This is a genomic window from Mycobacterium sp. NBC_00419 (genome assembly GCF_036023875.1).
Taxonomy (GTDB): Bacteria; Actinomycetota; Actinomycetes; order Mycobacteriales; family Mycobacteriaceae; genus Mycobacterium.
Genome location: NZ_CP107931.1, coordinates 3,630,324 through 3,645,154, shown reverse-complemented (window position 1 = coordinate 3,645,154; position 14,831 = coordinate 3,630,324). Strand labels below are relative to the sequence as shown.

Below are 14,831 nucleotides of genomic sequence, written 5' to 3'. Positions count from 1 at the left end.
AGGGCCGTGACCTCCCCTACCCGCTCGCCTTCACCAACTTGAACGGAATCTGTTCCTGCCCAGGCCGGGTCATCTGACACACACCCTGCTGCAGGGCGGTCAGCTGACCGTCCAGGGTCTGGGCGTTCCAGACGAACTGCATGATGCCCTTGGTGGTGGACTTGTCCGGGCAGATCGGCACCTGGCCCTTGAGCGTCATCACCCAGGTGTGCCCGCCGCGGTAGTACGCCTGCCCGTCGACCGACGCCGAGTGCACGTCGGACTCACACCCGATCGACACCTCACTGCACTGCGGCGTGATGGTCCACGTATCAAGCTTGCTGTTCGGCCCGACCACGTCAAAGGTGCCGGCCAGGATGTCGCCCTCAGCGTGCGCCACCGGCGCCGCTGCGAGCACCGCGAAGCACAGCACTGCTCCTACCGAAGCCACGCGGCTGCCGGTCGTCATGCGAGCTCCTTCGGGAACGAGGTCGATCAAGATCTCCCGAACCGTATCCCACCGACCCCGCACACCGGCAGTTAGAGCTTTTCTAACCAGGCGTTACCCCGCCGCGAGAGCCAGCTCAACCGTCACCAGCCGGTGCCCGCCCACGAATCCGCCGAAGTCGAACGAATCCACCCGCGGCAGCTCGCTGACCGCGGCCACCTCGTCGACCAGCGCCGCGGACGGCACCGGCTCGATCAGGTAAATGCTAGAGGCCGGCGCGACCGCCGCGGCACCACCGAATAGGTTGCGCAACCCGTTGAACAGCAGCGTCAGCCCGGACGCCGCGCTGAGCAGCAGTGTCGCCGCCGTCCCGATCACTCCGCCGACGATGGCGCCGACCGGGTTGTCACCCAGCAGCGACCCGATACCCTGGCCGATCGCCATCCCGAAGGCGAACTGCAGCGGCGGGCTGAGAAGCACCGCGTTGATCACCGTATTGATCACATCGGCGGGCGGCGTTCCATTGGCGAGGTCCACGACAACGTTGCTCAGCAGCGTCTGTGCCGCGGAGTTGGACACCAGCGAGTCGACCGCCCCCTGGACCAGCTGGCCGGCCACCGAACCAAGCCCGGACCCGAGCACCTGGGTGATGACGTCCTTCGCCGCCCCGGAGACGGCCCCCTGCACCGCCGGCACATCCAGCGTCGCCTTGAGTACCTGGGCCGTGAAGGCGTCGATGGCGGCCTTGACCGCCGGGTTGGCCGCCAACGTTTGCAACGCGGCCTGAATCGCGGCCGCGACCGTGGTGCCGCCGAGCACCGCGGTGACGATCTGGCTGGTCGCACCCGACAGCGCCGCGGCCACACCGGTCTGCGCGAGGAACCCGCTGACCGCGCCACCGACCGCCGCGGCGAGATCAGCCGCCGCCGTCGGGTCGGCCAAGATGCTGACGATCGCGGGCCCGTAGGTCGGGCCGAGCAACCCACCGACGAGTGACTGCACCGCCGGGTTGCCGGCCAGCTGGGTGATCAACGACGTCGCCGTCGAGGCCAGCGCGGAGATCAGCGGGGTATCGGTCACCACCGAGTTCACCGCACCGCCCAGCGTCGCCGCCAGCGCGGTCTTGATGGCCGGATTCGCCTGCAGCACAGACAGCATCGCTGCGATGACTTGTCCGGGATCGGCGCCGTCGAGCACCGTCAAGGTGCCCAGCTGCACCGCACTGGTCAATGCGTTCACCACGCCGGACTGACCGAAGAACGTGGTCAACACCGAACCCGTCAGGGCGCCCAGTTCGTCACTGAACACCGGGTTGGCCAACAGGCCGGCCACCGCGGCTCCGACCGCCGATGCGATCTGCTGTCCGCCCGCGTAGCTGCTAAACGCGGCGGCCAGCAATTCGCTGACCTTCCCGCCAACGGCCGTCGACACCGCCGGGTTGCCGATGATTCCGGACACCACGTCGGAGACGAACGCACCCAGCGCCGACAGCAGACCCGGAGCCGTCAGCACCGTCTGCACCACGTCGTGCACGACTAGCCCGACAACGGGAGCGACTTCGGTCTTCAGCGACGGCCACGCAGCGGACAGCGCCGCCAACAGATTCTGGCCGCCCAGAACCTTCGGGAGGACCGCATCGATCACATCCGCCAGCACCACGGGGATCTGATCGTCACCGACTGCCGATGCGACAACCGCCAGGAACCCTTGCACCGCAGCGGAATTCGCCAGCAGGTTCTGCACCGCGCCGCCGATCGCCGAGGCCACGCCGGATGCGACGTTCCCGCCGCCCAGCGCCGAGGTCAACGACTGCGTGATCTGCTGGCCGACCCAGCCCCGCACCGACGAATTGCCGGTGAGCTGGGTGACCAGGTTGCTCACGCTGGTGGCGACGGCGGAGCGCACATCGGGATCGCCCAACAAGCCGAGTACAGCGTTGCCGACCGTCTGACCGACGCCGTTTTGGACGCTCGTGTTGGCCAGCAGTGTCTGCAGTGCGGCGGCCACCGCGGTCTGCGGATTGCCGCCGCCGCCCACCGCCGTGGCGACCGAACTGGCGAAGGTGCCCAACGCGTCGGCGACCCCGTCCTGGCAGAGCAGGCCGCGGCAGACGACAACGTCGCCGACCTGCACTCCGCCGACCAGTCCGCCGAGCACCGACGCCAACGTCGCGTCGACCGCTGGATTGGTCAGCAGGTTCGTCACCGACGTGCCGATCGCCGTGCCGATCGTGGTCGCGACCGAGCCGCCGCCCAATGCTGAGGTCACCGACTGGCCGACCGCACCGCCGAGGAAGCTCACGAACGCGGTCGACGGCTGCGCCCAGGACGGGCTGCCGACCCCGGTCAGCACGTTCACTGCGGTCTTGATCCCGGTGGACAGCGCGCTCTGCACGCCGCCGTCGGCCAGGAACGTCGGCAGGTTACTGGCCAGCGCAGCGGCGCTCTGCGAGATGTCCTGGCCGACAAGGTCATCGAGGGTGTAGTCCGTCGCGGCCAGGGCCGCAGCCAGGTCGACCAAGCCCCACCCGTTGGGGACCAGCGTCAGGCTCTGGAAGAACGTGCCGAAGGCGTTCTGGAAGGCGGTGTTGTTCAACACCGTCTGCACCAGGGAGGCCACCGCGTTGCCGACCACAACGGCTGCCTGGGAGGGCACGCCTGAGCTCGTGAGCCCGCCTGAGACCTGCGTGACGACGTAGTTGAGGAAGTCGGTGTTGGCGGCCAGGCCCGAGAGTGCACCGTTGACCGAGTCGTCGAAGTAGTTGTCTCCGAACAACTCCACCGCGGCGCCGATGAAAGCGTCGGCGGCGGCCTGCGCGGAGGGGGTAAGGCCGGCGTAGTTGATGCCGGTCTTGATCAAATCAGTCAGAGCGGGTGCGACGACGTCGTTCCACAACGACCATTCGACCGGGTCAGCCGTCACTGGTTGGGTCGTCACATTGGTGTTGCCGTCGACCGCGGTGGCGGCACCGACGCTCTTCGGGCTTCCGACGGCCGCAGCCGAGCCGGTCGTCCCGTCCTTACCCTTCACGCCCAGGAAGCCGGCCTTACCGCCCTTGCCACCTTGGGCGGTCGGGCTGGCACCGTTGCCGCCGTCGCCGCCGTTACCGGCGATCAGTCCGCCGTTGCCACCGTTGCCGCCGGCGCCGCCGTTGATCCCGACGACGCCCTGCGCACCCTTGCCGCCGTTGCCGAGGTAGCCGGCCGAGCCGCCGTTGCCACCCATGAAGCCGTCGCCGCCGTTGCCGATGAAGCCGGCCTTGCCACCATTGCAGGCACCGCTGAGGCAGGCGCCCTCATAGCTGGTGTAGGTGTAGCCGTTGCCGTAGAGAATTCCGGCATCGGGATGGTCGGCGGTGCCGTCGCCGATGAAGATCCGGATGAACGCAGCCACCGGGTCGACGGCGACGCCGGACGCGACGGGTTGGCTGGTGGTCACCGACGCTGCCGCAGGTGCGACGGCGGTGGAGTTCGTGGTCTCGCGGCGGCTCACGGCCGCGGCGGCCCACGCGAACGGCGCAACCAACTGCGACAGCGGATCGTTGCCCCCCGCCAGCCAGTCCAGCGGACCCTGGTGCGTCACCGACAACGAGCCGCGCGGTGCGGCTGCGGTCAGAACAGGAGCGGCCGGCGCCGCTGCCGGCGTGTCGGCGGTCGGATTCGTGTCGACCGCCGAAACCTCGCCCCCGGCAACAGAGTTGGTGTCCGGGACGTCGCTCTCCGTGGACCCGAGGTGGATTCGGCGCGCGGAGGCGGCGGTCCCGGATTCGGCACCGGCGGCGCTGGCCGGCTTGTCGGTGCCGCGGCCTTTGCTGCCGCCGTTACCGGATGCCGCGCTGCCGGGACTGCGATCCGCGGCGGCCTTGCGGGCGCTGTGCGCCACCGACGAGCCCGTCGTCTTGCCCGAGTCGCCGGCACCGGTGTCGGCTGCGGCCACCGGCATACCGGCGATCGCCCCGCCAACACCCAAGGCCACGGCCAGTGCCCCGACCCGCCCGACGTAGTGGCGTTTGTGTCCCATTCCCATTGCTCCAACCCCCGATTTGACGCCTGAGAAAGATACGTCAGTCAGAGATATCACAGCGGCGCAGACCATGGCGCCATTTGCTGATGGCAAGCAGATAAACAACCGGTGGCTGGCCCGTTCAGGCCACTGCCACCTCGATGAGGAACAACGGGTTGTTCGTTGAGGTCAGTTCACGCAGTTGCGAGGAGCCCCGTCCGTCGCCGAGGGTCGACACCGGGTGGACGGCGGCCGCAGGAACGAGCAGCAAGCCGCTGCCAGCGGGGCTTGGCAGCGGTCCACCGAAGAGCGCACTGACCTTTTCGATCAGCAACGCGGTACTGGCCGTGAGACCGATCGCCAGCGCGGCGCCGACCCCGACGATGTTGCCGACGAAGGTGCCGATCGGGTTGGCGCCGAACAGTGAACCGACGCCGCGGCCGATGGCGAAACCGAAGGCGTATTGCAGGTTCGGGGTGGTGATGACGGCCTGCAGGACGGTTCCGGCGAGTTGGTCGGTCGACGTTCCGTTAATGACGTCGAGGGCGAGCGTGGAGATTAGGCCCTGCACGGCGGGATCCGACAGCAGCGAGGCCACGGCCGCCTTGGCGGCTCCGCCCAACGCCGAGTCCAGCTGCGGGTTGTCCAGCACGGTCCCCTGAAGCAGGCTGACCACCAGATCCCCCACCGCGTTACTCGCGGCCTGCTGCACGGCCGGCAGGCTCAGCACCGAGCTGAGCGCACCGGGGGTCACCGCGTCGATGGCGTTCTTGATCGCCTGGTTAGCCGCCAAGGCCGCCAGCGCGGCCTGCACCGCAGCATCGACGCTGCTGCCGCCCAATACCGTTGCGGCGAACTGGCTGGCGATCGAGGACAGCGCAGCGGCCACCCCCGGTTGCGCCAGCACACCGCTGAGCAGGGCCCCGACACCGGCGGCCAGGTCAGCGGCTGAGTGGGGAGTTGCCAGGATGCTCACCACGACCGGGCCGTAGGTGGGCCCGAGCAACCCGTTGATGTAGGCCTGCACGGCAGGGCTAGGTGCCAGCCGGGCGACCATGGTCTCCACAGCCGAGCCCAGCGCGGAGATCAGACCCGAATCGGTGACTACCGCATGGACTGCAGCACCCACCGTGCTGATGAGCGCCGACACAAACGCCTGATTGGCTTGCAGCCCCTGCCATGCCGCATTCGGGTCGGTACCGGACAGCAGTGCCGTGACGAGCCCGTCGGCCGCCTGGGACAACGCTGCCGAAACCCCTTGGGCACCAACAAGGTCCGACACCGCCTGACCGACGACCGACAGCAGTCCGTCGATCGCGGCCGAGTCGGCCAGGAAATGCTGCACGGCCGCGCGTGCCGCCGAGGCGACCGCCTCGGCCAGCGGAGTGTTGTTCAGCGCCGAACTGACGATGCCGGCGACCTCTTGACCGACCCACGCCCGGACCGCTTCCTGACTGGCAGCCCCGGCGAGCACGTCGTGGACAAAGGCGCCCAACGCAGGCAGCAGGCCTTGGTAGGTGAGCAACGTGTTCACCGCAGCACCGATGGCCGCGCCGACACCCTGCTGGAAAGCGCTCGTGCCCAACAGCGTCTGCACCGCCACCGCCGGGTCCGTGCCGGCGACGACAGCCGACGCGATCTGACCGGCCGCATCGGCCAATGCCGCGACGACCCCGGGGGCGTTCAGCAGGGTCGACACCGCGGAACTGACGACAGCCAGCACCCCGTCGACGCCAGCGGTGTTGGCAAGCAGGCCCTGCACCGCGGTGTTGAGCTGGCTGGCGAGCGCCGTCGCGGCGGCACCGCCGCCCAAAGCCGTTGTCGCCCATTGCTGGACGAGTTGGCCGACGAAGTTCTGTATGGCGGTATTACCGGCCAGGGTGGTGACGATGTCCGAGATCGCGGTACCGAGGTTCTGCAGCACCGCGGAATCGCCGAGCACTGCCGCCAGCGCATCCTTGACCGCAGCGCCGACACCGGACTGAATGGCAGTGCTGCCCTGCAGCGCCTGCAGGGCGGTGGCCACCGCGTCGGACGGATCCATCCCGGCCGCCAGGTGCTGGGCAAGCTGGCCCGCCACGTCGGCAAGGGCAGCGATCACGCCACTGTGATTCAGCAGACCTGAAATGGGCGCATCCAACACGTCCCCGAGGCCGTCGACGAACGCTGCGTTACCGAGCAGGTCGGCGAGCGCGGCGCTCACTGTGTCACCCACGAACGTGCTGAATCCGGCTGTGGCGGGGTTGTTTTCGAGTTCGGCGGTCAGCCACTGGCCAACCTGCGCCGCAATAGCTTGCACGGCGACGGTCTCCGACAATGCGGTGCTGATGAACAGGGTGGGCACGACGGCCAGCGCCGATACGACGCCCGGGCTGTTCAGCAGTGCAGAAAGCGCGTCGGTGGTCGCCGCGCCGACCCCGGTAGCGACCTGGCCCAGCAGAGCAGTCAACGCCGCCTGAACGGTTGCGGCAGTGGCAGTTCCGTCGAGAAGGTCGGTGGCGATCTGCTGGGCGGTGGCGATCAGGGCAGCGGGGATACCCGTCTGGCCGAAGAATCCGCTCACCGCCGCGCTGACCGCTGCTCCCAGACCATGGCCGAACGCCGGATCCTGAAGCAGTGCATTGATTGTCTGATCCACAGCGGCACCCAGAGCGGTACCGAGCGCGGTGTTGCCGAGCTGGTTGGCTACCAACTCTCCGATCAACTGGGAGACGTAATCAGGCACCTCGGGCGACAGCAAGAGGCCGTCGATCAGTGCGCCTGCCGCGGATGAAAGAGCATGTTGGACAGCGGTTTGCGAGAGGGATGTCTGGAGCGTGTCGAGTACGGCGGTAACCGTCGCCGTGAGTGTTGTCTTCACACCGGATTCGGACAAGAAGAAGGTCACGGCATCCTGCGCGGCCACGTTGGTCGCGGTTCCGTCGGCGACGTCGGTGACGAACTGTTTCGCGGCGGCCAACAGTCCGGAGTAGATGTCATCGTTGAGGAGCGCATTCAGGCCGGCATCGATCACCGATGTGAGCAATTCACTGATCGAGTTGTTGGCCAGCAGGGCGTCTACCGCCTGTTCGACGGCGTAACCGATAGCGCTGCCCAATCCGGCGGTCGCCGGGTTCTTGTTGAGTTCGCCGGTTACCAACTGACCGAGCCACTGGCCGGTGTCGGCATTCACTTGAGGTTCGGCCAGAACGCCGTTCACCAGTTGAATCAGGGTTTCGCCAACAAGTTGTTGGATGTCAGGTCTGCTCAGCAGAGAGCTACCGATGCCGTCTAGTGCTGCGATCAGGGTGGGCGGCAGCGCCGCCGTGACGGCAGGGTTTTCCTGGAAGTCGGCGATCAGTCTCGCGGGAATGGCCCCATTGAGCAGACCCCCGATGAGAACTTCGAGAGCGTCGGCGATTCCGCTTTGTGCGAGGAACGTGCTGACCACACCGTTGACCACCGCACTCAACCCGTTGCCCACCTGGACGGCAACGCCGCCGTCGGCGGTGAGGAAGCTCTGCACCGCGAACCCGACCTGGGTGGCGACGGCGAACCCGAGTGCCCCACCGCCCAGCGCCGAGGTCAGCGAGGGGACGATCAGCTGGTTGACCGTCCACGCGAACTCATCGACGGCGTCGACCGAGATCGCTCCGTCAGGGGGTGCCTGCGCCCCGAGCAGCACCCCGACAAATGTCTGTGCCGTATCCCCCACCGTCTGCTGAACTTCACTGTCTGCCAGCGCTATTCCGATCTCGCTGGCGATCTGGTCGGCACCGATGTGTTCAAGGATTTGGACGAGGCTGCCCCCATCTTCGATAACATCTTTCAACGCATCCAGGGCATCGTCGGGCAAGCTCTCGAGCAACTTCGCGGTGTAGTGGCGGACCGCGTCATCACTGAACAGCACTACCACTGCGGCGGCGACGGCGTTCCCGATGATGTTGGCGACTTCCTGCTGCGCCGCAGCCGGTGTCGAAATGGCTGCTAACGCGGGCTCGACCGCTGCGGCAACCGTTTCGGCGACGTAGGTGACGAAGGTCGAATCCTGAATGATGTCAAGGAGATCGGACTTGATGTCGCCGGTCTCGTCGAGAAGTGCGTGGGCGACGATCGCAGCGAGCTTCAGATAGATATACGCGGACAGGCTCGCACCCACCGGCGTCGGCGTGGTGACCGCCTCCGCCGACAATGCGACAGCAGAGGTGACCGACGAGGCACCTGCGCCGTCGGCACCCTTGTGGCCGCCGATGAATCCGCCGTTGCCACCGCGACCGGCCGCACCGGAGGTCACCGTGTCACCGTCGCCGCCACGGCCACCGTCGCCCATCAGCAGCCCGCCCCGGCCACCGTCGCCGCCGGCACCGCCGTTGATGCCGTCAACCCCGTGGCCGCCGGCACCGCCATTACCGAGCAGGCCCGCCGCACCGCCGTCACCACCGTTGAAACCGTTGCCGCCGTTGCCAATCAGGCCGGCCCGGCCGCCGTTGCACGCGCCGCTTTGGCACGCGCCCTCATAACTGGTGTAGCTGTAGCCGTTGCCGAACAGGATGCCGGCGTCGGGATGATCGGCGGTGCCGTCACCGACGAAGATCCGGATCAACGCAGCCAGTGGGTCGACGGCAACCGTGGCGGCGACCGGCTCGCTGGTGGTCACCGAGGCCGCCGCGGGCGTAACCGCGGAACTGTTCGAGGTCTCGCGGCGGCTGACCGCCAGCGCGGCCCACGCCAGCGGCGCGGTCAGGGCGGTGAGAGGATCGTCGGCTGCAGTCAGCGAGTCCGGCGATCCACTGTGGGACGCCGACAGCGATCCGTTCGGTGAAGCCGCGGTGAGCACCGGAGGCGACGGCTCCGCCACTTCGACCGTCGCGACGCCGTCAGCAGGCGGCGCCGACGGGTCGGCCGCCGAGGGTGCCGCCGAGTCCGGCTTGGCACCAGCGTCGGAACTCTCGGTGCTGCCGGTATGGATTCGGCGTGCCGACGTTCCGCCCGCGACCTCCGTGCTGGCGGCACTGGCCGGCTTGCCCGAGCCCGAACCCTTGTCGCCGTTACCGGACGATGCGCTGGCACCGCGGTCCGCGGCGGCCTTGCGGGCACTGTGCGCTACCGACGTGCCCGTCGTCTTCCCCGAGTCACCGCTTCCGGTGTCGGCGGCCGCCACGGGCAAGCCCGCGATGAAACCGCCTACACCGAGTGCGACCGCCAATGCGCCGACCCGACCGACGTAGAGACGCTTATGTCCCATAGCTGCCACCCCGACTTTGACGCGCACGAAAGTTAAGTGGTCAGCAGTATTGCACGATCAAGCATCACAGGCGCCATTTGCTAGTGGCAAATTGGCGAACAGTCGGCCCAGGGCGTCGGCTACTGATCGCCCCGCTTGCTCCCACCGGTCGCGGACGACTTTCCACCTGCGGTGCTCTTGCTGGTGGTTGCACTCTTCTTCGTGGCCTTGCCGCCCTGCGGGTTGACCGCCGACGCCCCGCCAACGACGAAGTTGTTGATCGCGATGCCCGGGGTGGTCTTGGTAACCGACTGGCCGTTCGCCAGGACGGTTCCGGCCAGGACCAGCGGTCCGGGGCCGGCGTTCACCGTGTTGGTGCTGCCCAGCGCGTTGAAGCCGGCGGTGAAGTTGCCGCCCGCCCCGCCGCCGTTGATGGTGTTGCCGTTGCCCAGCGTGTTGAGCACGGTGTTCCAGTTACTACCGGCGCCACCGACGGTCAGGATGTTGTCGCTGCCGATGATGTTGCGCACCGAGTTCACGTTGCCGCCCTCGGAGATGATCTTGTTGTTGTTGCCGCCCAGCAGATTGCTGGCGACGTTGTTGAAACCACCCGTGATCGAGGTGGTGTTGTTGGTGCCGAAGATGTTCTGTGCGGTGTTGCCGTTACCGCCGACGATCGCGACGTTGTTGCCGCCGCCGAACAGGGTCCTGGCCGCATTCTGATATCCGCCGGCGACGCTGACGGTATTGCCGTCACCGAAGATGCTGCGGCCCCAGTTCAGGTAGCCACCCAACGTCTGCACGGTGTTGTTGCTGCCGAACAGGCTGCTCGCGGTGTTCACCAGGCTGCCGTTGGTCTGGACGGTATTGCCATCGCCGAGAAGGTTGGTGGCCCAGTTGAAGATGCCGCCCTGCGCCGACACGGTGTTGTTGCTGCCGAACAGGTTGGTGGCAAGGTTGATCACCGAACCGGCTCCCGCCAGACCGGATTCCACGGAGTTGTTGCTGCCGCCGACGTTGGTCGCGATGCCGAACTGGCCGGCCGAGATCACGTGCATGCTGTTCGGATTTCCGGAGGTCCCGGTGCCGAACAGGTTGATCGCGAGGTTCCCGCCGGCGCCCGTTCCACCGGCCGAGACGGTGCTGCTGTTGGCCGGCGCCCACGGGGCGGTCACGTTCAGCGCGATGTTGACCCCGAGGTTGGCGAGCAGGCCCGAACCCTTGGTGACGGCACTGCCGTTGGGTCCGAGTTGGGTTGCCAGACCGAACAATCCCTGGGCGGTCGCGGTCGAGCCGTCGCCGACCGCGGTGGCGAAGGTGAACGCATCACCGGTCGTGGCAGCGGAGTTCGCGCCGAGAGCGAAGGCGGCGCCGAACAATCCGCTGGCGTTGGCGGTGGCGTTGGGGCCGATCGCGATCGCGATGCTCAACGGTGTGCTCGTGCATTCGGCACTGTTACCGAGGCCGAAGAATGAGGCACAGGTGGCGTTCGCGGTGGGGGCCGACCCGAGAGCGGCGCCGGTGAGCAGCCCGGTCGCGGCGGCGCCGGCGGCCAGAACACTGACTATCGCGGCACGAGACTTCACAGTGGTGGTCATTGATGCCGCTCCCCATTAGATGTATTGACGTCAGTGCAAGATGCTAGAGCGCTTCGCGATGGCCACATCATCAGGGGCTGGGGACACGCCGCGCGGTAGTCCCTAACGCAATCAAGCCCGTCGCGAGACGGGCCTGAACAGCGTGGCAGGTACAGGATTCGAACCTGTGTAGGCTTTCGCCGACGGATTTACAGTCCGCTCCCATTGGCCGCTCGGGCAACCTGCCGGGTCGCGCCTCACCGGGGACCGGTTTGGTGCGAGTAGCAGGGTACAACGAGGATGTACCCCAAGCACAAACCGGCCGATCACACCGAGGAGGCTCCAATGGCGGATTCATCGTTCGACATCGTCAGCAAGGTCGACCGCCAAGAGGTCGACAACGCGCTAAACCAGGCGGCCAAAGAGCTGTCCACCCGGTTCGACTTCCGCGGCACCGACACCACCATCGCCTGGAAGGGCGAAGAGGTCATCGAGCTCGTCAGCTCCACTGAGGAGCGCGTCAAAGCCGCCGTGGACGTCTTCAAGGAGAAGCTGATCCGCCGCGACATCTCGATGAAGGCGTTCGACGCCGGCGACCCGCAGGCCAGCGGCAAGACCTACCGGGTCAGCGGCACCCTCAAGCAGGGCATCGACCAGGAGCACGCAAAGAAGATCAACAAGCTCATCCGCGACGAAGGCCCCAAGGGCGTCAAGTCCCAGGTCCAGGGCGACGAGATCCGGGTGAGCTCCAAGAAGCGTGACGACCTGCAGGCCATCATCGCCTTGCTCAAGGGCGCCGATCTCGACGTCGCCCTGCAGTTCGTCAACTACCGCTAGCCACGGGCCCTCGCCCGACGCAGCGGTCAGTGCCTAATGTGGTGACCGAGACCACATAACGCACCAAGCGAGGACCGCGATGACCGCTACCCCGGAGATTGCCCCGACACTCGCCGAGCAGGACGGCGGGGTCTACGACGTCGTCATCATCGGCGCCGGATTCTCCGGGATCGGCGCCGCGTACCGCATCGCTGAACGCAACCCCGGCACCCGCTACGTCATCCTGGAGCGCCGGGACCGCATCGGCGGTACGTGGGACATCTTCCGCTACCCCGGCGTGCGCTCGGACTCCTCGATCTTCACCCTGTCCTGGCCGTGGGAGCCGTGGACCCGCAAGGAGGGCGTTGCCGACGGCGATCACATCCGCGAGTACATGACCGACACCGCCCGCAAGCACGGCATCACCCCGCACATCCGGTTCGGCACCTACGTGCAGTCCGCGGACTGGGACTCGGCCACCGACACCTGGACGGTGCATGTCGACGAGGACGGCACCCCGAAGACCTACCGCAGCCGGTTGGTCTTCTTCGGCTCCGGCTACTACAACTACGACGAGGCCTACACCCCCGAGTTCCCCGGCATCGAGAAGTTCGGCGGCACCGTGGTGCACCCGCAGTTCTGGCCCGAGGATCTGGACTACACCGGCAAGAAGATCGTCGTCATCGGCAGCGGTGCCACCGCGGTCTCGCTGATGCCGGCACTGGCGCGCACCGCCGCCAAGGTGACGATGCTGCAGCGCTCGCCGAGCTACCTGTTCTCCGGCTCACGGGTGAACCCGCTGAACGAGGCGATCCGGACAACGTTGCCGCGCAAGGTCTCTCATATGACCGTGCGGTTCATCGCCACCCTGTTCGAGGGTTCGACGTGGCTGCTGTCACGCCGGGCCCCGGAGGTGATGAAGAGCGTCATCCGCGCGCAGAACAAGAGCCTGCTGCCAGCGGGCTATCCGGTGGACGTGCACTTCAAGCCGCACTACAACCCGTGGGATCAGCGGATGTGCCTGGTGGCCGACGGTGACATGTTCGAGGCCATCTCCGATGGCCGCGCCGAGGTGGTCACCGACCACATCGACCACTTCGACGAGACCGGCATCGCGCTCAAATCGGGTCAGCACCTGGACGCCGACATCATCGTCACCGCCACCGGCCTGCAGCTCCAAGCGCTCGGCGGGGTGCGAATCAGCTTGGACGGCAACGAGATCAAGCCGCAGGACCGGTACTCCTACAAGGCGCACATGCTCGAGGACGTGCCCAACCTGATCTGGTGCATCGGTTACACCAACGCGTCGTGGACGCTGCGCGCCGACATGACCGCGAAGTCCGCGGCCAAGCTGATGGAGTACATGAAGGCCAACAGCTTCACCCACGCTTCCCCGCATCTGGGTGGGCAGCCGATCGCCGAGAAGCCCACCTGGGACCTGCAGGCCGGCTACGTGCTGCGCAACCTGCACGCGCTGCCGAAGTCGGGCACCAAGCGGCCGTGGACCGTGCGGCAGAACTACTGGGCCGACACCATCGACCACCATTTCGTCGACAAGGTCGGCGAGGACATGACCTTCGGCCGGGTCGGCTCGCCACTGAGCGCCGACGTCGCGGTACGCGCCGGCGGGACGGCGAAGAAGGTGGTGGCTGCGTCGGCGGTCGCCGCGGTCGCCGCGCTGGCGGTAGCACGGGCGCGCAAGGCTCGCCGGACGGCCTAGCGACGGTCCCAATTGCCGAACTCCCTGTAAACCAGGGACGTCGGCAATAACCTGAACGCCATGACACCTGACCGCCGCGAACCCAACGTCGTCGTCCTCGGCGGAGGCTCCTGGGGAACCACCGTGGCCTCCATCTGTTCCCGCCGTGGCCCGACCCTGCAGTGGGTGCGTTCGGACGAGACCGCCGACGACATCAACAAGAACCACCGCAACTCGAAGTACCTCGGCGACGAAGTCGAGTTGTCCGAAACGCTGCGCGCGACCACTGATTTCGCCGAGGCGGCCAGCTGCGCCGATGTGGTGGTCATGGGTGTCCCCAGCCACGGCTTCCGCGGTGTGCTCACCGAACTCGGCAAGGAGCTGCGACCCTGGGTCCCGGTGGTCAGCCTGGTCAAGGGCCTCGAGCAGGGCACCAACCTGCGGATGAGCCAGATCGTCGACGAGGTGCTGCCGGGCCACCCGGCCGGCATCCTGGCCGGACCCAACATCGCCAAGGAGGTCGCCGAGGGCTACGCCGCCGCCGCCGTGCTGGCCATGCCCGACCAGAACCTGGCCGCCAACCTCGCAAAGATGTTCCGCACCAAACGGTTCCGCACCTACACCACCGACGACGTCGTCGGCGTCGAGATCGCCGGCGCTCTGAAGAACGTCTACGCCATCGCCGTCGGCATGGGCTATTCGCTGGGCATCGGGGAGAATACCCGCGCGATGGTGATGGCCCGCGCCGTGCGCGAGATGTCCAAGCTCGGCGAGGCCGTCGGCGGCCAGCGCGACACGTTCTCCGGCCTGGCCGGCATGGGCGACCTCATCGTCACCTGCACCTCGCAGCGCTCCCGCAACCGCTTCGTCGGCGAGCAGCTGGGCTCAGGCAAGACCGTCCAGGAGATCATCGAGTCGATGAACCAGGTCGCCGAGGGCGTCAAAGCCGCCAGCGTCATCATGGAGTTCGCCGAGAAGTACGGCATCAACATGCCGATCGCCCGCGAGGTCGACGCCGTGGTCAATCACGGCGCCAAAGTCGACGACGCCTACCGCGGTCTGATGGCCGAGAAGCCCGGCCACGAAGTGCACGGCTCCCGGTTCTAG

At 67.3% G+C, this 14,831-nt stretch carries 7 protein-coding genes and 1 tRNA gene; 3 read left to right on the top strand and 5 right to left on the bottom strand.

The genetic code is table 11. The features are described from left to right. Window positions 1–16: 16 nt before the first annotated feature. From OG976_RS17365 to OG976_RS17345, 5 genes are all read right to left on the bottom strand, one after another. Window positions 17–448: a hypothetical protein gene (locus OG976_RS17365; RefSeq protein WP_328351192.1), complete on the bottom strand. Its 432-nt coding sequence runs from the start codon at window positions 446–448 to the stop codon at window positions 17–19. 93 nt (window positions 449–541) lie between these two features. Next, window positions 542–4,447: a beta strand repeat-containing protein gene (locus OG976_RS17360; protein ID WP_328351189.1), complete on the bottom strand. Its 3,906-nt coding sequence runs from the start codon at window positions 4,445–4,447 to the stop codon at window positions 542–544. 124 nt (window positions 4,448–4,571) lie between these two features. Next, window positions 4,572–9,653, bottom strand: a complete 5,082-nt coding sequence (locus tag OG976_RS17355) for a hypothetical protein (RefSeq protein WP_328351186.1) — start codon at window positions 9,651–9,653, stop codon at window positions 4,572–4,574. Window positions 9,654–9,772: 119 nt separating this feature from the next. Continuing rightward, window positions 9,773–11,230, bottom strand: coding sequence for a beta strand repeat-containing protein (locus tag OG976_RS17350; RefSeq protein WP_328351183.1), 1,458 nt, complete (start codon window positions 11,228–11,230; stop codon window positions 9,773–9,775). A 143-nt stretch (window positions 11,231–11,373) separates the two neighbouring features. After that, a tRNA-Tyr gene (locus OG976_RS17345) sits at window positions 11,374–11,456 on the bottom strand. A 98-nt stretch (window positions 11,457–11,554) separates the two neighbouring features. On the opposite strand from OG976_RS17345, the gene OG976_RS17340 reads away from it, so the two are divergent. The 3 genes from OG976_RS17340 (at window position 11,555) to OG976_RS17330 (ending at window position 14,831) form a co-directional block, all read left to right on the top strand. Continuing rightward, on the top strand, window positions 11,555–12,046 hold the full coding sequence (locus OG976_RS17340) for a YajQ family cyclic di-GMP-binding protein (RefSeq protein ID WP_328351180.1): 492 nt from the start codon (window positions 11,555–11,557) through the stop codon (window positions 12,044–12,046). A 79-nt stretch (window positions 12,047–12,125) separates the two neighbouring features. Continuing rightward, window positions 12,126–13,745: a flavin-containing monooxygenase gene (locus OG976_RS17335; RefSeq protein WP_328351177.1), complete on the top strand. Its 1,620-nt coding sequence runs from the start codon at window positions 12,126–12,128 to the stop codon at window positions 13,743–13,745. Window positions 13,746–13,805: 60 nt separating this feature from the next. After that, window positions 13,806–14,831: an NAD(P)H-dependent glycerol-3-phosphate dehydrogenase gene (locus OG976_RS17330; protein ID WP_328351174.1), complete on the top strand. Its 1,026-nt coding sequence runs from the start codon at window positions 13,806–13,808 to the stop codon at window positions 14,829–14,831.